This is a genomic window from Pseudomonas sp. RGB (assembly GCF_007713445.1).
Lineage (GTDB): Bacteria > Pseudomonadota > Gammaproteobacteria > Pseudomonadales > Pseudomonadaceae > Aquipseudomonas.
Window position 1 is genome coordinate 282,966 of the sequence record NZ_VMSH01000002.1, and the last position, 16,699, is coordinate 299,664.

A 16,699-nucleotide genomic window follows, 5' to 3' on the forward strand; every position below is an offset into this window, starting at 1 on the left:
CACCTTTAATGCGCCAAAAATCATCGCTGACCTGCTTTACCTGAATAAAGCTTACACACACTCCCTGGCAGGTCACGGCCTTGGAGAATGCAGGCCAGTCGGATTAAACGGGCATCCTAGCCCGCTTCAAATAACGCCATGGCCTCGACATGCGCGGTTTGCGGAAACATGTCGAGGATCCCGGCACGTTTTAGCCGGTAGCCCTGCTTGACCAACTCAACCGTGTCCCGCGCCAGCGTGGCCGGGTTGCAGGACACATACACCAGACGCTTGGCCTTAAGGGTCGCGAGCTTGCGCACAACCTCCAGGGCACCATCACGGGGTGGGTCCAAGAGTACCGCAGAAAAGCCCTGTTTGGCCCACTCCGCGTCAGTCAAAGGCTGGGATAAATCGGCCTGAAAAAACTGCACATTATGCAAATTGTTGCTGACGGCATTCTGCGCCGCCCGGTCCACCATGGTCTGCACGCCTTCTACCGCGACCACTTCACGCACCTGCCGGGCCAGCGGCAAAGCGAAGTTGCCCAGCCCGCAGAACAAATCCAGTACCCGCTCGTCGGGCTGTGGCGCCAGCCATTCCAGGGCCTGGGCGACCATCGCGGCGTTGACGCCGGCGTTGACCTGCACAAAATCCCCGGGCCGATAAGCCAACTCCAAATCCCACTGTTCCAACCGATAACCCAACGCCGAATCCGTCTCGACCGGCTCCGGCTGGCCCTCGCCATGCAGCCACAACTGCGCGTCATGGAAGGTGCAAAATTCCTGCAGGATCAGCAGGTCTGCCTCGGACAACGGCGCCATATGCCGCAGCAGCACGGCAATCGACGAGCCGCTGAACAACTCCACATGCCCCAGCGCCTGCGGTTTGCTCAGGCGGCGCAGCATGTTCGGCAAACGCTGCATGATCGGTTGCAAGGCCTGTACCAGCACTGGGCAATCATCGATGGCGACGATGTCCTGGCTGGCCACCGCGCGAAAACCCACTTCAAGTTTTTTCGCCTTGGCATCCCAGCGTACCGCCACGCGGGCGCGTCGGCGGTAGCCGAATTCCGGACCACTCAAAGGTGCGGCCCATACCTGCGGTTCGACACCGGCGACGCGAGACAGTTGTTCGGCGAGCATGCGCTGTTTCAGGGCAAGTTGTTCGGCATGGGGCAAGTGCTGCACGCTGCAACCGCCGCAGCGGCCAAAATGGGCGCAGGGTGCCGGACGGCGCAGTTCGCTGGCCGTGAACACGCGCTCGGTGCGGGCCTCGACCACTTTGCCGTGGGCGCCCAATACACGTGCTTCGACCTCTTCGCCGGCGAGCGCGCCATTTACAAACCAGGTGCGGCCTTCAAAAAACACAATGCCGCGGCCGTCGTTGGCCAGGCGCTCGATGGTCAGGCGCTGCTTCTTGCCTACCGGAATTTGCGGGGCCCGGCTGCCGCCCGTCGGTTGAAAGCGCAGGCCTCTCTCGTGCTTGGCCATCAGTTGGGTTCGTCGAAAATGCCGGTCGACAAGTAACGGTCGCCTCGGTCACAGATGATCGCAACGATCACTGCGTTTTCCACTTCCTTGGACAAACGCAACATACCGGCCACGGCGCCCCCGGAGGACACGCCGCAGAAAATGCCTTCTTCACGCGCCAGGCGGCGGGTGGTGTCCTCGGCTTCGCGCTGGGCCATATCGATGATGCGATCCACGCGCGTCGCGTTGTAGATCTTCGGCAGGTACTCTTCGGGCCAACGGCGAATGCCGGGGATAGCTGCGCCTTCCATCGGTTGCAGGCCAACGATCTGGATCGCCGGGTTCTGCTCCTTGAGGTAGCGCGAGTTGCCCATGATGGTGCCGGTGGTGCCCATCGAGCTGACGAAATGGGTGATGGTGCCCTGGGTCTGACGCCAGATTTCCGGACCGGTGGTGGTGTAGTGCGCCTCCGGGTTATCACCGTTGGCAAATTGGTCGAGCACTACGCCACGGCCTTCGGCGGCCATGCGCTCGGCGAGGTCGCGGGCGCCTTCCATGCCTTCTTCCTGGGTGACCAGGATCAACTGGGCGCCGTAGGCGGTCATTGCCGCCTTGCGTTCGGCGCTGCCGTTGTCGGGCATGATCAATACCATCTTGTAACCCTTGATGGCCGCGGCCATGGCCAGGGCGATGCCGGTGTTACCCGAGGTGGCTTCGATCAGGGTGTCGCCGGGCTTGATCTGCCCGCGCAGTTCAGCGCGGGCAATCATCGACAGCGCCGGGCGGTCCTTGACGGACCCGGCCGGGTTGTTTCCTTCGAGCTTGAGCAACAGGGTATTGCTGGTTTCACCCGCCATGCGTTGCAAGCGGACCAGGGGCGTGTTGCCGACGCAATCGGCGATTGTAGGGTACTGCAAGGTCATGGCGTATTCGCAATCCAGACTGCGGGGGCGAACATCATACCGGGAAAGGCTGGCGGGCCATATCACGCAAAGTATGGTGCTTATGGCTTATAGGAATAAGCGAGTGGTGTGTGGCCTGTAAGGGCGCTATCGCGGGCAAGCCCGCGCCCACAGGTATCCGCGATCATTGTGGGAGCTGGCTTGCCTGCGAAGGCCGCACCTCGATGAACCGGCTACCCCAACTGCCCGTCGCCATGATTTTTACGAAACACCTCTTCTCCCATCGCAGCAATCTGCCCCTCAATAAGCGCCTCAAACGGTTTGAGCAATGCGTCAAAAGACGCCGGCGCCTCCAGCACCTGCAATGCCTGCACAATCGCCTCCACCGTCGACAACGCACCTGGCCCGGGCGCCTTGCGCAGCCGGTAGCGGGACACCGCACCCTCGGCCAGGGTCACTCGAGGCAAGGCCGCCAGTAACGGATTGAGGTGCAACAATTTGCGCGCCTTGCGCCAGGTACCGTCCGGCACCACCAGCAGCATAGGTTCGTCACTCGGTGTATAGGCCTGCAACGGCTGCGCATCCTCAGCGGGAAACAACAACCGCGGCTGGTAGCCGGGCGGGTTCAATAAGGTCGGCAAATCCTCAAACACCTCGCCCACCACCAATTGCGCATTGTTCAACCCCAACGCTGCCAGCCGCGCGGTATTGAGCGCATGGTTGACCTCACTCGGGTGCTGCAACAGCAACACGCGGGTGCGGCTGTCGAGACTGGGGATCAGCGCGCACAGGCAATGGGTGACAGGCCGCAGGCAGCGGGAGCATTGGGGTCGGGACATGGTTTCAGGCCTGGTTGAGCTGTGCTTTGAGTAAATCGCGGAAGGTCTGGATCAGCGGCTCGCGGCTACGGCCCCGGCGCATGATCATCGAAAATGGCGCCTGATAGCCGAAGGTCGCCGGCAACAATACGCGCAGGTCGCCCTTGTCGGCCCAGGCCTGGGCGTAATGCTCGGGCAGGTAGCCGATGTAGGCGCCGGACAGCACCAGAATCAACTGAGCTTCCATACTTTCCACCGTTGCCGCGCTGTGTTTGAAGCCATGGCGCGCCAGTTCAGCCTGGCTCCAGTAGCCGCGCCCGACCATGCGCTGTTGGGTGATCACTTGTTCGGGGATGCGCCGTTCGTTGAACAACGGATGGCGGGTGCTGCAATACAACCAGTGTTGCTCGCGGTACAGCGGCATGTAGATCAGCCCGCTCATGCGGTTGGAAAAGGCGCCAATGGCCAAATCCAGACGATTGTCCTGCACACCCAGTTGCAGTTCGTAAGGGCTCATCACCGAGAGGTGCAAGTGCACGGCCGGGTGTTCCTGGCTGTAGGCGCCGATCACCTCAGCGAACGGCAGCGCCTTGTCGCTGACGGTGGAGTCGAGCACGCCCAGCTTCAGTGTGCCGCGCAACTCGCCTTTGAGCGCTGCTGCGTATTGCTCGAAGCCTTCCAATTCGCCCAGGAGGCGCAGGGTTTCCTGATGGAACAGCTCGCCCTTGCTGGTCAGGCTGAACCCGCCGCGCCCGCGATGGCACAGCACCAGGCCCAACGCCGACTCCAGCTGGCTCATATAAGTGCTGATGGCCGACGTTGACAGGTTGAGTTCGTGCTGGGCGTTGGCAAACCCCTGGTGGCGCACGACGCTGACGAAGATACGCAGGAGTTTCAGGTCGGGCAAGGCGTTGGCCATGGGTTCTCCAGATTCAGCGAATGCACGCGATCCCATTGTGGGAGCTGGCTTGCCTGCGATGGCGGCGTATCAAAAAAAGCTATGTGGCTGACCCTCCGCTATCGCAGGCAAGCCAGCTCCCACACTGGGCCGGGGCTCGACAGAAAGGATCGGTTGCGCCCAACACAGGCCGGGGAGTTTACCCCAGGCATTAGTTTAGAAAAATCTGAACTAAGTATTTGCCCCTGCCGATTCTTCCCGCCCTGGGCTTTTCGCAGAATCGGCCCCTAATAAACAAAACAACGATGAGGCAATCCCGTGGACAAGATTTTTCACCAACCACTGGGCGGCAACGAAATGCCGCGCTTCGCCGGCATCGCCACCATGATGCGACTTCCCCACCTGCAAACGGCCAAAGGCCTGGATGCCGCCTTTGTTGGCGTGCCCCTGGACATCGGCACCTCGCTGCGCGCCGGCACCCGTTTCGGGCCGCGGGAAATCCGCGCCGAATCGGTGATGATCCGCCCTTACAACATGGCCACCGGCGCCGCACCGTTCGACTCCCTGTCGGTTGCCGACATCGGCGACGTGGCGATCAACACCTTCAACCTGCTCGACGCCGTGCGCATCATCGAAGAAGCCTACGATGAGATCCTCGAGCACAACGTGATCCCGATGACCCTGGGCGGCGACCACACCATCACCCTGCCGATCCTGCGGGCGATCCACAAGAAACACGGCAAGGTCGGGCTGGTGCACATCGATGCCCACGCCGACGTCAACGATCACATGTTCGGCGAGAAAATCGCCCACGGCACCACTTTCCGCCGCGCGGTGGAAGAAGGCCTGCTCGATTGCGATCGCGTCGTACAAATCGGCCTGCGCGCCCAGGGTTACACCGCCGAAGACTTCAACTGGAGCCGCAAACAGGGCTTCCGCGTGGTTCAGGCTGAAGAATGCTGGCACCACTCGCTCGCGCCATTGATGGCCGAGGTGCGTGAAAAAGTCGGCGGCGGCCCGGTGTACCTGAGCTTCGACATCGACGGCATCGACCCGGCCTGGGCACCGGGCACCGGCACGCCGGAAATCGGCGGGCTGACCACCATCCAGGCGATCGAGATCATCCGTGGTTGCCAGGGCCTCGACCTGATTGGTTGCGATCTGGTAGAAGTTTCGCCGCCTTACGACACCACCGGCAACACCTCGCTGCTCGGCGCCAACCTGCTGTACGAGATGCTGTGTGTACTGCCCGGCGTGGCGCATCGCTGATGAGCACGCACGAGGTGCTGCAAGCCGCGGCCGACCTGGTCTCGGCCTTCGCCCGCAATGACCGCGCCGCCTACTTCGGCGCGTTCACGGCCGATGCCAGCTTTGTGTTCTACACCCTCCCCCAGCCGCTGCTCAGCCGCGATGCCTACCAGGCGTTGTGGGACAGCTGGCGCCAGGACGAGGGGTTTGAGGTGCTGTCCTGCACTTCAAGCAACGCCTTTGTCAGCCTGCAAGGTGATGTGGCGATTTTTATGCATGACGTGGCCACCGAGCTGCGCATGAACGGGGAGCGATTTTTTAGCCAGGAGCGCGAGACCATTGTCTTCACACGACAAGGGTCTGGCACACAACAAAAACAAGGCCTGTGGCTGGCCTGTCACGAACATTTGTCCGCTATGCCGGAAGGGCTGCCGCCCCCTTAGCCAATGTGATCGGAGCTGATCATGAATAATAAAAACAACGATAAAAGTATTCGAACGATAGAAACCAACGGGGTCGAGCAGATCCCGGACCACGAACGTACTGCCGGGCCCAAGGATCTGTTCCGACTGATCTTCGGCGGTGCCAACACCTTTGCCACCGCCGTGCTGGGTTCGTTTCCGGTGCTGTTCGGTTTGTCGTTCCAGGCCGGCGTCTGGGCGATTGTGCTGGGCGTGCTGGTGGGCGCGCTGATCCTGGCGCCGATGGGCCTGTTCGGGCCGATCAATGGCACCAACAATGCCGTGTCGTCCGGTGCGCACTTTGGTGTGCACGGGCGGATTGTCGGCTCGTTTCTGTCGCTGCTGACGGCGATTGCCTTCTTCTCACTGTCGGTGTGGAGTTCAGGCGATGCGTTGGTCGGCGGTGCGAAACGGCTGATCGGCCTGCCGGAAACCGACCTGACGCTGGGCCTGGCCTACGGCCTGTTCGCCTTGCTTGTGCTCACCGTGTGCATTTATGGCTTTCGCTTCATGCTGTGGGTCAACCGCATCGCGGTGTGGGCGGCGAGCCTGCTGTTCCTGCTGGGCATCTTCGCGTTTGCGCCGGCCTTCGACAGCCACTTCGCCGGCACCGTCGGGCTCGGCCAGAGCGGCTTTTGGGCGGCCTTTATCGGTGCTGCGCTGGTGGCCATGAGCAATCCGATTTCCTTCGGTGCATTCCTCGGTGACTGGTCGCGCTACATCCCGCGTGAGACGCCGAAAATGCGCATCATGCTGGCGGTCGTACTGGCTCAGATCGCTACGTTGATCCCGTTTCTGTTCGGCCTGGCCACCGCGACCATCGTGGCGATCAAGGCACCGGACTACATTGCGGCGAACAACTACGTCGGCGGTTTGCTGGCGGTGGCGCCCACCTGGTTTTTCCTGCCGGTGTGCCTGATCGCGGTGATCGGCGGCATGTCCACTGGCACCACCTCGCTGTATGGCACCGGCCTGGACATGTCCAGCGTGTTTCCGCGCCTGCTGTCACGGGTCAAGGCCACGCTGCTGATCGGCGTGATGTCGATTGCCTTCATCTTTATCGGACGTTTCGCCGCCAACCTGGTGCAGAGCGTGTCGACTTTCGCCGTGCTGATCATCACCTGCACCACGCCCTGGATGGTGATGATGATCATCGGCCTGATTGTGCGCCGCGGCTTCTACTGCCCGGACGACTTGCAGGTATTCACTCGCGGTGAAACCGGCGGGCGCTACTGGTTCAGCCATGGCTGGAACTGGCGCGGGCTGGGGGCCTGGATCCCGAGTGCGCTGGTGGGTTTGTGCTTCGTCAATTTGCCGGGGCAGTTTGTCGGGCCGCTGGGCAACCTGGCCGACGGCATCGATATCAGCCTGCCGGTGACGCTGGGGCTGGCCTCGGTGGTGTACCTGAGTTTGCTTCGCCTGTTCCCGGAACCAGCGGCTGTTTATGGCCCCCAGGGGCCGCTTCGCAGCCTAACGGGAGCAAGCTCCCTCGCCACAAAAAGCGCCTCAATAGCCTAAAAAAATAATCGGAGACCCGCCGTCATGGCTTTGGATTTATTCGTCGTACTCATCTACGCCGCCGGCATGCTCGTGCTCGGCTATTACGGCATGCGCCGCGCCAAGACCCACGAAGACTACCTGGTGGCCGGCCGCAATCTGGGCCCGTCGCTGTACATGGGCACCATGGCCGCCACGGTATTGGGCGGTGCATCCACCGTCGGCACCGTGCGCCTGGGTTATGTGCATGGCATCTCGGGCTTCTGGCTGTGTGCTGCGCTGGGGGCCGGGATCATCGCGTTGAACCTGTTCCTGGCCAAACCGCTGCTCAAGCTTAAGATCTTCACCGTCACCCAGGTCCTGGAAAAACGCTACAACCCGATGGCCCGCCAAGCGAGCGCGGTGATCATGCTGGCCTACGCGTTGATGATCGGCGTGACCTCGATTCTGGCCATCGGCACCGTGCTGCAAGTGCTGTTCGGCCTGCCGTTCTGGGTCTCGGTGCTGCTGGGCGGTGGCGTGGTGGTGGTGTATTCGACCATCGGCGGCATGTGGTCGCTGACGCTTACCGATATTGTGCAATTTGTGATCAAGACCGTCGGCCTGATGTTCATCCTGCTGCCGATCTGCCTGTACCGCGTCGGCGGCTGGGACCAACTGGTGGCCAAGCTGCCGGCGTCGAACTTCAGCTTCACCGAAATCGGCTGGGACACGATCATCACCTACTTCATGATCTACTTTTTCGGCATCCTCATCGGTCAAGACATCTGGCAACGGGTGTTCACTGCCCGCGACGAAAAGGTCGCGCAGTACGCAGGCACCTTCGCCGGCTTCTACTGCATCCTCTACGGCCTGGCCTGCGCGCTGATCGGCATGGCCGCTCATGTACTGCTGCCGAATCTGGATAACGTCAACAATGCCTTCGCCGCGATCGTCAAAGCGTCGTTGCCGGACGGCATTCGCGGGCTGGTGATCGCCGCCGCACTGGCCGCGATGATGTCCACCGCCAGCGCCGGTTTGCTCGCCGCCTCCACCGTATTGACCGAAGACCTGCTGCCGCGTTTGCGCGGTGGCAAGCAATCGAGCCTGAACATCAACCGCTTGTTCACGATGCTGACGGGCATTGCCGTGCTGGGTATCGCCCTGGTGGTCAACGATGTGATCAGCGCCCTGACCCTCGCCTACAACTTGTTGGTGGGTGGCATGCTGATCCCGCTGATGGGGGCGATTCTCTGGAAGCGGGCGACGACCTCGGGGGCGATCGCGTCCATGGCCCTGGGCTTTGTGACGGCACTGGTGTTCATGTTCAAGGATGGCTTGGACGCGAACACGCCGATCTACTACAGCCTGGCGGTTGGATTGGTGAGTTTTGTAGGCGTGAGTCTGTTGTCGCGGCGCCCGCAGGCTGCGGCGGCCAGGGCAATTTAAGGCAGTACAGGAATCAGAGCGGTTTCTTCAGCGGGTGCGACGTCGGATGTCGCACCCGTTTTTTTACCTGCCACACACAACTGTGGGAGCGAGCTTACTTACGAAGGTGGTGTATCAGCCAACATTTGCGTTGACTGACAGACCACCTTCGCGAGCAAGCTCGCTCCCACCTGTTGAATCCTGTTGGAACCCGGGCTTATCTGCGACGGGGCCGGCGCTGCTCGTCATCCGTGCGAATCGGCACCGGTTGCAGCGGAGGCTCGATCAGTCCGAGCGCGACGCCAACGTCATGGAGCCAGTTTTGGATTTTCTCTTTCATGGTTGCCCCCTTTGCGGGTAATGCGGGTCGGCGCGAGTTTTGTCGCCTTTTCCTACAGTGATAGTAGTCCTAAGTCCTACGTAATGCTTGAACGAAACCACAACGAACTATTACTGAATTGATTCAAATCCTGACGGATCGTTCAAGCAATCGCGCGCGTGTCCTGCAATAACTCGGCTTTGCCTGCCTGCTGCAGGTCAATCCATGCATTGAGGTTAGCGCCGAGCATACCCTTTCGCCACATCAGCCAGGTCGTTGCGGTCGCAAAAGGCCCCGTCAGGGGATGAACGGACACGCTGTCCTTGCCTGGCAGGCTTTCCAGCATGGATTCAGACATCAATGCCACACCGGAACCGGCAATCACGCAGGCGAGCATGCCCTGATAGGACTCAATCTCGATGGCCCGGCCCATGGCCACGCGCTCGTGGGAAAACCAGGTCTCCAGCCGGGTGCGGTACGCGCAACTGCGGCGAAAGGTGAACACCGAGCGCCCCGCTACATCCTGCGGCCCGCGCACGGGCGGGTGATCAGCCTCGCAGATCAACACCAGGCGCTCTTCGCACAGTGGCACACCGTCCAAGGTGGCGATGGTCAGCGGGCCATCGACCAATGCCGCATCCAGACGCCCAGTGATCAAGCCTTCCAACAGTTCACCGCTGGGCGCCGACTGCACTTGCAGGTTCACCATCGGATAGGCCTTGTGATAGCGCGCCAACAACCTCGGCAAATGAATCGCGGCGGTGCTGTACATGCTGCCCAACACAAAATCGCCGGCCGGTTGCCCGCCCTGGACGGCGCCGTGGGCTTCATCGTGCAGCGCGATCAGACGGGTGCTGTAGTCCAGCAGCACTTTGCCGGCGGGAGAAAGCTGCAAGCGTTGACGCTCGCGCACAAACAGCTCCACGCCCAGCTGCTCTTCCATTTGCTTGAGCCGTGTCGACAGGTTCGACGGCACACGGTGCAGGCGCTCGGCCGCGCGGGTGATGGAGCCCTCTTCTGCCACGGCCTGGAAAATCCGCAATTGACTGAACTCCATACCTTTCTCCAAAACTGAACAAGTTACTCACTATTATTCATTTTTACAGAAAGTCAATTCGCTTTAGCCTGAAGGTCTTCGCGTGCTTGCAGGAAACCAGAACATGTCGCCGCTGATTCGCTTACTCGCCAGCTTTGTCGCCCTGATGATGGCCATGGGCATTGGACGCTTCGCCCTCACACCACAAATGCCGCATCTGCTGAGCGAAGGGCAGATCGACCTGACCGGCGCAGGCCTGATCGCTGCCGCCAATTACCTGGGCTACTTTGTTGGCGCGGTGGATTCGATCTTCGCCCGCAGCCACCACCACGTGCGGGGGCGGATGTACGGCGGGTTGTGGCTGTGCGTACTGCTGACGCTGGCGTCGTATTGGGCGCAAGGGTTTTGGCCGCACCTGCTGCTGCGCTTCGGCACGGGTGTCGCGAGTGCCTGGGCGTTGGTGATGATCACCAGTTTGAGCCAACCGCTGGCAATTGCCGCCGGCCGTCCACGCTTGGGAGCCCTGGTATTCGCCGGGCCAGGGCTGGGGATTTTGCTCACCGGTCTACTGGCTTTGGGCTCGAAACTGCTGGGACAAAGTTCGGCCACGCTGTGGCTGGTGTATGGCCTGGTGGCGTTGGTCATGCTGCTGGCAATCCTGCCGTTCTTGCCTCAGCCGATGCCCGCCGTCGCACACACTGCCCGTGCCGGCAACAATCAAAGCATCACGCACCTGTGCTGGATCTACTTTCTGTACGGTCTGGGCTACATCATCCCGGCCACCTTTCTGTCGCAGATGGCCAGCGCGCAATTCAACGGCGCCTGGCAGGCGGATCTGTTCTGGCCATGCTTTGGTCTGGCGGCTGCCATTGGCGTGGTAGGCGTGAGCTTGCGCCGCAACAACACGCACACCACCCGCCGCTGGCTGATGACCACCTTGTGGCTGCAAGCGACCGGCGTGTTTGCCTGCTTGCTGGGCAACGGCTGGGGCCTGGCGCTGGGCGTTTTGCTCTGCGGTACGCCGTTCCTGGCGTGCATGATGCTGGTGATGCAACGCCTGCGTGAGGTCGCGCCCCACGGCTATCAGCGCAGCACCGGGCTGCTGACCGCCAGCTTCGCCATCGGTCAATTGAGCGGCCCGCTGCTGGCCTCGGTGAGCAGCCACCTGAGTGGCGGCCTGCAACCGGCCCTGGTGATTGCCGGCGCGGGCCTGCTGGTAGCCGGCGCGCTGCTGCTGCGCCCTACTGCCGCGGTCAGCCAGCCACCAGCGGCGCCGGTACGCGAACCTGTTCTCGCCGCGCCAGCACCAGGAAGAACAGCCCACCCAGCAAGCACCCGGTAAACCAGGCGAAGTTGGCCATGCCCTGCAACGCCGGGGTGAAGGTGATCGCGACGCCCGCCAGCGTCGCCGGCACCAAGGCTTTGACCGCGGTCCAGTTCACGCCGCCGTCGAAGTAATAGCGCCCGTTTGGGCTGTCATCGAACAAGGCGTCCACATCGATCTTCTGTTTTTTGATCAGGTAGAAGTCCACCAACAGGATGCCGAACAACGGCCCGATAAACGCCGCGAGAATGTCCAGCGTGTAGTGAATCATCAGCGGGTTGTTGAACAGGTTCCACGGGGTGATGAAGATCGACGCCACCGCCGCAATCATCCCACCGGCGCGCCAGCTGATTTTGCTCGGCGCGACGTTGGCGAAATCAAACGCAGGCGACACGAAGTTGGCGACGATATTGATGCCGATGGTGGCGGTCACGAAGGCAAAGGCGCCGAGCAGCACGGCCATGCTGTTGTCGATACGCGAAACGGTGGCAATCGGGTCATGCAGCATTTCACCAAACACTGGCAAGGTGCCCGACACAATAACGACGGTGACCAGCGAGAACGCCAGGAAATTCACCGGCAGCCCCCAGAAATTACCGCGACGCACGTCGTGCATGCTGCGGCAGTAGCGGCTGAAATCGCCGAAATTCAGCGTTGGCCCCGAGAAGTAGGACACCACCAGCGCCGTCGCCACGATCACCTGCCCAAAAGCCTGCCAGCCCGAGAGGGATTTTTCCGCCAGGGTAAAGCTGATATTTGCCCAGCCGGCCTTCCACACAATCCAGCCGGCCAGGGCAAACATCACCGCGTAGACCACCGGCCCCGCCCAGTCGATAAAGCGCCGGATGGATTCCATGCCCGCCCAGAATACGGCCGCTTGCAATACCCATAAGCTAAGGAAACCGAACCAGCCCAAGTAGGACAGGCCTGCAAAATGCGGCTCTGCATATACCGCCATCTGTGGGAAAAAACGCAGCACCACGATGATCAAGGCACTCGACGCCAGGTACGTTTGAATCCCGTACCAGGCCACGGCAATCAGGCCGCGAATCACCGCCGGAATATTTGCTCCGAACACGCCAAAGGCCAGCCGGCAGATGACCGGATACGGCACCGCCGCTTGCTGGCTCGGCTTGGCGACAAGATTGGCAATCAACCGCACGATACAAATACCCGCCAGCAAGGCGATCAGCACCTGCCAACTGGCCAGCCCAAGCGCGAACAAGCTGGCGGCAAACACGTAGCCGCCGACGCTGTGCACGTCACTCATCCAGAAGGCGAAGATGTTGTACCAGGTCCACTTTTGCGGCAGCGGGCCCAGGTCCTGGTTGTACAGGCGCGGGCTGTAGCCTTTGGGCAATTGTTCGGTCATCGCTTGGCTCCTCGAAATACCGGCCTGCGCTGCCGTAGCAGTGTGCATACGGGAGGCGGCGAGGTTTGTATACGAGGTGTTCAGCAGAATGCGTGCCAATGGCACACAATCCCTCTGGAACGGTGCTCCAAAGGGATTTAGGAAGCGCTAGAGGATGGGGCTCCGCTCAGCAACGGTGCATATGAATCCTGTACACAATCAGCGTTGCACCCGATGTGCACACAAGTACCCGACCGTGCAACAAATGCCAGTGAGGACGGTACCCCACGCCATGTCCATGAGCGCCAACCCAGCAGACCAGCCCTGCAGCGTCGCCCAATTGCTCAGGTCATACGTGCCGTAGGCCACCAGACCAAGCAGGGCTCCCAACCGCGCTGCGCGCTGCCAACTGCCGCTCGGCAGGACCACAAACACCACACACCCGATGGCATACAGCAGGTAGAACACCACGGCGGGGAACAGGCGCGGCTGATCGAGCATCAGCGAGCCAAGCAGGGATTTGTAGGTCGGGCCCATCAGGACGCCGAGCCAGAGGCCGTCGAGCACCAGAAACGCAAGCAAGGTGCCGAGGTAAGCGAACAGGGTTTTCTTGGACATTGAAGCGACCTCTGCTGGAGCTGGCTTGCCAGTGCTGGCATCCCTCAGGACACCACGAAAACCACTGGCCTCGTCGCCGGCGAGCCGGCTCCTACAGAAGAACAAAGCGCACTCAGCTTAGTTCAATGCGATCCGCGTGAATCACAATCTGACCTTGCTTGTAGAGCGCACCAATGGCCTTTTTAAAGTTGCCTTTGCTGACGCCGAACAAGTTGCTGATCACCGCCGGGTCGCTTTTGTCGCTGACCGGCAGAGTGCCGTTGTTTTCACGCAACTTGGCAAGAATCTTCGAGTTCAGGCTGGAGGCCGCTTCCTGCCCAACCGGCTGCAGGCTCAGGCTGATGTTGCCATCGGCGCGAATCTCTTTGATGAAGCCTTTCTCTTCCTTGCCCGGGCGCAGGAACTTGAACACTTCGTTTTTGTGGATCAGGCCCCAGTGCTTGTTGTTGATGATTGCCTTGAAGCCCATGTCGGTGGCTTCGGCCACCAGCAAGTCGACTTCCTGGCCCACCTGGTAGTTGGCCGGTGTCTTGTCCAGATAGCGATCCAGCCGCGCGGTGGCGGTGATGCGCTTGGTGTGCTTGTCGAGGTAGACGTGCACCACGCAGTATTCGCCGGCGGTCAGCTGACGTTTTTCTTCTGAATACGGCAGTAACAGATCCTTGGGCAAACCCCAATCGAGGAATACACCGATGCTGTTGACTTCGAAGACTTTCAAACTGGCGAATTCGCCGACTTGAACTTTCGGCTTTTCAGTCGTTGCGATAAGTTTGTCGTCGCTGTCCAAGTAAATGAAAACGTTAAGCCAGTCTTCATCTTCACTGGGAATATCTTTCGGGATATACCGATTGGGCAAGAGGATTTCGCCATCTTGCGCACCGTCCAGGTACAAACCAAAGTTAGTGTGTTTTACCACTTGCAAGCTGTTGTAGCGCCCGACTAAAGCCATTTCCAAATACCCTCGTTACGTGGGCGGCATTCTACCCGAGTTGCGCCCGGCACGCGCGCGCACCTGAAAAATCGCGGGCTGGCGTGGCGTTCCAGTGGCACCGCCCCACTCGTCAGATCAGATCCTTGAATTTTGCCGCCAGCCAGGCACTGATTCCTCAAGTGGTTTCGAATTAAAACAGTAAGTTAGGCGACTATTTCACCGACAAACTTCGATAATTACCGCCTGACCCAACAATTCCCAGGGGATATTTGCCAAGCAATTGTCAAGTATTTCCTGTACGATGCCTGGCCAAGTTAATTTTCTACAGGTTAGTGGCCGCCATGCGCGTAAAAGCATCCAACAGCAAAGCAAAGCCAGCTCCAGCCGTTGAAACCAGCGAATCGATCAACAGCCAGATTGCTGCGTTCCTCAAGTCCGGCGGCGAAATCCAGCAAATTGCCAAGGGCGTCAGCGGCCAGACTTTCGGCCCGTCCAAGCAAATCAGCCTGGGCAAAAAGTAAAACCCGCGCAACATCCGCCCGCGTTGCACCTAGTCCCTAAGCGTCTTGCCCTCAAGGCGCCAGGACTAGAGCTCGAAATACCCTCTGTGCATCACCCTGCAGTGCGCTAATCGACGAACGGGCCTCACCTTCAGGCGTTCGCCGGTATGCTTGCACACGTCTAGTACGGGCATCTGCCCGATTTCCTCTGTCACTGCTCCTCGCTTTTCATGGAGTGAAGCATGCTCAAGCCCTGCTTTTTTCTGATAACTGCCCTTGCGGCAACCCCTTTAGCGCAAGCGCAGGTTTTCCAGCGTGAACTGGGCGATTTCGACCTGAAACTGGGCACGACGCCAAGCCGCAGCATGGCCCAAGGCCTGGTAAAGCCGACTGCCCCCGGCAGCGACTCATTTCACGGCGGGCTGGACCTGAGCCATGACAGCGGCCTGTATATCGGCCAGTTCTCACCGAATATGGGGCTGTCGTCGGCCAATAACCTTGAAGTCGATTCCTACCTGGGTTTCAAACGTCCCTTCGACAAAACGCTGGGCTACGAAGTCGGCTTGATTCACTACAGCTACCCCAAGCTCAGCCCTCTGGACAGCCAGGAGTTCTACGGCGGCCTGAACCTGCTGGGCAATCGCTTCGGCGTCTCCTTCAGCAACGACCCTGATCGCCAGGACAGCACGTTGTTTGCCGACCTCGGCGGCACGCAGCCTTTCGGCATCGGCGTCAGCGTGAAGTACACCACCCATCAGTTGGGCACCCCTGCCTCGGTGGAAGGCGGCTCGATCAGCAGCTTCAGCGATTGGTCGGTGCAGTTCTCCCGTGCGTGGAAAGGCATCGACCTGGACCTGATCTACAGCGATTCGAGCCTCAGCGGTGGCGATTGCTCGGCCTACTCCGGACACAATTCGCAATGCGACGGCCTGTTGACCTTGAAGGCGGCGCGGTCGTTTTATTGACGGGCTGAACTGTCGCACCTCGCTCAGGTTCACATGCATTAACCCTCTCTGCGCAAGGACTCGCCCATGCTGCGTCGGCTCAAATTACTGGTGGTATTGCTGACCCTGAGCCTGGTGCTCGCCGGCTGCAATCGCGTGGGCCTGGCCTACCGCAATCTGGACGTCATTATCCCCTGGACCCTCAACGACTACCTGGACATGAACGCCGGGCAGAAGAGCTGGTTCAACGACACACTCAAGGACCACCTGGCCTGGCATTGCACCACACAATTGCCGGGCTACCTGGACTGGCTTGATCGCCTGCAACAGATGGTCGACAACAATCAGGTCACCGACGCCGCACTGCAGACCCGTACCGTCGAAGCCAAACAGGCGATAGCCGAGGTGGCGCGGGAAATAACGCCGTCAGCCATCCAATTGCTGCAAGGGCTGGATGACCAGCAGGTCAAGGAAATGAGCGACGCCCTGGCCAAGGACCTGCGCAAGCGCCAGGACGAATACCTCAAGCCGCCCTTGGCGCAGCAGATCAAGGAGCGCGCGCAACGCATAAGCAAACGCCTGGACGCCTGGAGCGGCCCGCTCAGTGCCAGCCAGCAGAACCGTGTGACGGCCTGGTCTACCGCTTTGGGCGAACAGAATCAGGAATGGATCGGCAACCGCGCCCGCTGGCAGGCGCAATTCATCGCTGCGGTGCAGCAGCGCAAAAGCGCGGACTTCCCGCAGAAGATGCAGCAATTATTGGTGGATCGCGAAAGTCTGTGGACCCCGGAATACAAGGCTGCCTATGCGCGGACGGAAACGGCGGCGCGCAGTCTGATTGTCGACCTGATGGCGGAAAGTACGCCGCAGCAGCGCATGAAACTGACGCAAAAAATTGACGGTGTGCGCAGCGATTTCAAAGCCCTCAAATGCCTGAAGGCTACCGCCAACTGAGGTTGGCAAGGGGGACAAGTCCCCCTCACTCAATTGATCGGCG

At 60.5% G+C, this 16,699-nt stretch carries 17 protein-coding genes; 8 read left to right on the plus strand and 9 right to left on the minus strand.

Going from position 1 to position 16,699, the window contains the following annotated elements; translation table 11 throughout:
• Positions 1-116: 116 nt before the first annotated feature.
• The 4 genes from rlmD to FPT15_RS04990 all read right to left on the minus strand — a co-directional run bounded on the left by rlmD (position 117) and on the right by FPT15_RS04990 (position 4,087).
• Positions 117-1,469, minus strand: a complete 1,353-nt coding sequence (gene rlmD / locus FPT15_RS04975; protein ID WP_124418194.1) for a 23S rRNA (uracil(1939)-C(5))-methyltransferase RlmD — start codon at positions 1,467-1,469, stop codon at positions 117-119.
• The gene (gene cysM, locus FPT15_RS04980; RefSeq protein ID WP_145158973.1) at positions 1,469-2,371 is read right to left on the minus strand and encodes a cysteine synthase CysM; all 903 of its coding nucleotides are present in this window, start codon (positions 2,369-2,371) and stop codon (positions 1,469-1,471) included. Before cysM ends, rlmD begins: the two co-directional genes overlap by 1 nt.
• 212 nt (positions 2,372-2,583) lie before the next feature.
• Positions 2,584-3,189 (minus strand): tRNA-uridine aminocarboxypropyltransferase, encoded by a 606-nt coding sequence (locus FPT15_RS04985; protein ID WP_145158975.1) that lies wholly within the window; start codon positions 3,187-3,189, stop codon positions 2,584-2,586.
• Between the two features lie 4 nt (positions 3,190-3,193).
• Positions 3,194-4,087 carry a LysR family transcriptional regulator gene (locus FPT15_RS04990; protein WP_049712094.1) on the minus strand — a complete coding sequence of 298 codons (894 nt, stop codon included), beginning with the start codon at positions 4,085-4,087 and terminating at the stop codon, positions 3,194-3,196.
• Between the two features lie 297 nt (positions 4,088-4,384).
• On the opposite strand from FPT15_RS04990, the gene speB reads away from it, so the two are divergent.
• The 4 genes from speB to FPT15_RS05010 are packed head-to-tail and all read left to right on the plus strand — an operon-like array spanning position 4,385 to position 8,700.
• Positions 4,385-5,335, plus strand: coding sequence for an agmatinase (gene speB, locus FPT15_RS04995; protein ID WP_064453522.1), 951 nt, complete (start codon positions 4,385-4,387; stop codon positions 5,333-5,335).
• A complete protein-coding gene (locus FPT15_RS05000; RefSeq protein ID WP_145158977.1) occupies positions 5,335-5,757 on the plus strand; it encodes a nuclear transport factor 2 family protein in 423 nt (140 codons plus the stop codon). The genes speB and FPT15_RS05000 overlap by 1 nt, the downstream gene beginning before the upstream one ends.
• Positions 5,758-5,778: 21 nt before the next feature.
• Positions 5,779-7,293: a cytosine permease gene (locus tag FPT15_RS05005; protein ID WP_145158979.1), complete on the plus strand. Its 1,515-nt coding sequence runs from the start codon at positions 5,779-5,781 to the stop codon at positions 7,291-7,293.
• Positions 7,294-7,317: 24 nt separating this feature from the next.
• Entirely contained in the window at positions 7,318-8,700 is a 1,383-nt protein-coding gene (locus FPT15_RS05010; protein WP_145158981.1) for a sodium:solute symporter, read from the plus strand.
• A 196-nt stretch (positions 8,701-8,896) separates the two neighbouring features.
• Here FPT15_RS05010 and FPT15_RS29940 read toward each other — a convergent pair whose 3' ends face one another.
• Positions 8,897-9,019 carry a PA1414 family protein gene (locus FPT15_RS29940; protein WP_256347311.1) on the minus strand — a complete coding sequence of 41 codons (123 nt, stop codon included), beginning with the start codon at positions 9,017-9,019 and terminating at the stop codon, positions 8,897-8,899.
• 142 nt (positions 9,020-9,161) lie between these two features.
• Positions 9,162-10,055 (minus strand): LysR family transcriptional regulator, encoded by an 894-nt coding sequence (locus FPT15_RS05020; protein WP_106576394.1) that lies wholly within the window; start codon positions 10,053-10,055, stop codon positions 9,162-9,164.
• A gap of 103 nt (positions 10,056-10,158) precedes the next feature.
• Here FPT15_RS05020 and FPT15_RS05025 point away from each other — a divergent pair, with 103 nt between their 5' ends.
• Positions 10,159-11,376, plus strand: a complete 1,218-nt coding sequence (locus tag FPT15_RS05025) for a YbfB/YjiJ family MFS transporter (protein ID WP_145158983.1) — start codon at positions 10,159-10,161, stop codon at positions 11,374-11,376.
• On the opposite strand, the gene FPT15_RS05030 is transcribed toward FPT15_RS05025, so the two are convergent.
• From FPT15_RS05030 to FPT15_RS05040, 3 genes are all read right to left on the minus strand, one after another.
• Positions 11,288-12,730 (minus strand): NCS1 family nucleobase:cation symporter-1, encoded by a 1,443-nt coding sequence (locus tag FPT15_RS05030; RefSeq protein WP_145158985.1) that lies wholly within the window; start codon positions 12,728-12,730, stop codon positions 11,288-11,290. The genes FPT15_RS05025 and FPT15_RS05030 overlap by 89 nt on opposite strands.
• Before the next feature lie 198 nt (positions 12,731-12,928).
• Positions 12,929-13,327 (minus strand): DUF2177 family protein, encoded by a 399-nt coding sequence (locus FPT15_RS05035; RefSeq protein WP_119742218.1) that lies wholly within the window; start codon positions 13,325-13,327, stop codon positions 12,929-12,931.
• A 112-nt stretch (positions 13,328-13,439) separates the two neighbouring features.
• Entirely contained in the window at positions 13,440-14,276 is an 837-nt protein-coding gene (locus FPT15_RS05040) for a S1 RNA-binding domain-containing protein (RefSeq protein WP_145158987.1), read from the minus strand.
• Between the two features lie 323 nt (positions 14,277-14,599).
• Between FPT15_RS05040 and FPT15_RS05045 the strand changes: the two genes are divergently transcribed.
• The 3 genes from FPT15_RS05045 (at position 14,600) to FPT15_RS05055 (ending at position 16,656) form a co-directional block, all read left to right on the plus strand.
• The gene (locus tag FPT15_RS05045) at positions 14,600-14,779 is read left to right on the plus strand and encodes a hypothetical protein (protein ID WP_003193095.1); all 180 of its coding nucleotides are present in this window, start codon (positions 14,600-14,602) and stop codon (positions 14,777-14,779) included.
• A 221-nt stretch (positions 14,780-15,000) separates the two neighbouring features.
• Positions 15,001-15,723 carry a TorF family putative porin gene (locus FPT15_RS05050; protein ID WP_145158989.1) on the plus strand — a complete coding sequence of 241 codons (723 nt, stop codon included), beginning with the start codon at positions 15,001-15,003 and terminating at the stop codon, positions 15,721-15,723.
• Positions 15,724-15,789: 66 nt separating this feature from the next.
• Entirely contained in the window at positions 15,790-16,656 is an 867-nt protein-coding gene (locus FPT15_RS05055) for a DUF6279 family lipoprotein (RefSeq protein WP_145158991.1), read from the plus strand.
• Positions 16,657-16,699: the final 43 nt, after the last annotated feature.

Coding starts and splice junctions, on each gene's coding strand:
- FPT15_RS05025 (WP_145158983.1), top strand. CDS start 10,159: ATGTCGCCGCTGATTCGCTTACTCGCCAGCTTTGTCGCCCTGATGATG.
- rlmD (WP_124418194.1), bottom strand. CDS start 1,469: ATGGCCAAGCACGAGAGAGGCCTGCGCTTTCAACCGACGGGCGGCAGC.
- FPT15_RS05030 (WP_145158985.1), bottom strand. CDS start 12,730: ATGACCGAACAATTGCCCAAAGGCTACAGCCCGCGCCTGTACAACCAG.
- FPT15_RS05010 (WP_145158981.1), top strand. CDS start 7,318: ATGGCTTTGGATTTATTCGTCGTACTCATCTACGCCGCCGGCATGCTC.
- FPT15_RS05000 (WP_145158977.1), top strand. CDS start 5,335: ATGAGCACGCACGAGGTGCTGCAAGCCGCGGCCGACCTGGTCTCGGCC.
- FPT15_RS04985 (WP_145158975.1), bottom strand. CDS start 3,189: ATGTCCCGACCCCAATGCTCCCGCTGCCTGCGGCCTGTCACCCATTGC.
- FPT15_RS05040 (WP_145158987.1), bottom strand. CDS start 14,276: ATGGCTTTAGTCGGGCGCTACAACAGCTTGCAAGTGGTAAAACACACT.
- FPT15_RS05035 (WP_119742218.1), bottom strand. CDS start 13,327: ATGTCCAAGAAAACCCTGTTCGCTTACCTCGGCACCTTGCTTGCGTTT.
- FPT15_RS05020 (WP_106576394.1), bottom strand. CDS start 10,055: ATGGAGTTCAGTCAATTGCGGATTTTCCAGGCCGTGGCAGAAGAGGGC.
- FPT15_RS05055 (WP_145158991.1), top strand. CDS start 15,790: ATGCTGCGTCGGCTCAAATTACTGGTGGTATTGCTGACCCTGAGCCTG.
- FPT15_RS05005 (WP_145158979.1), top strand. CDS start 5,779: ATGAATAATAAAAACAACGATAAAAGTATTCGAACGATAGAAACCAAC.
- cysM (WP_145158973.1), bottom strand. CDS start 2,371: ATGACCTTGCAGTACCCTACAATCGCCGATTGCGTCGGCAACACGCCC.
- FPT15_RS05050 (WP_145158989.1), top strand. CDS start 15,001: ATGCTCAAGCCCTGCTTTTTTCTGATAACTGCCCTTGCGGCAACCCCT.
- FPT15_RS04990 (WP_049712094.1), bottom strand. CDS start 4,087: ATGGCCAACGCCTTGCCCGACCTGAAACTCCTGCGTATCTTCGTCAGC.
- FPT15_RS05045 (WP_003193095.1), top strand. CDS start 14,600: ATGCGCGTAAAAGCATCCAACAGCAAAGCAAAGCCAGCTCCAGCCGTT.
- FPT15_RS29940 (WP_256347311.1), bottom strand. CDS start 9,019: ATGAAAGAGAAAATCCAAAACTGGCTCCATGACGTTGGCGTCGCGCTC.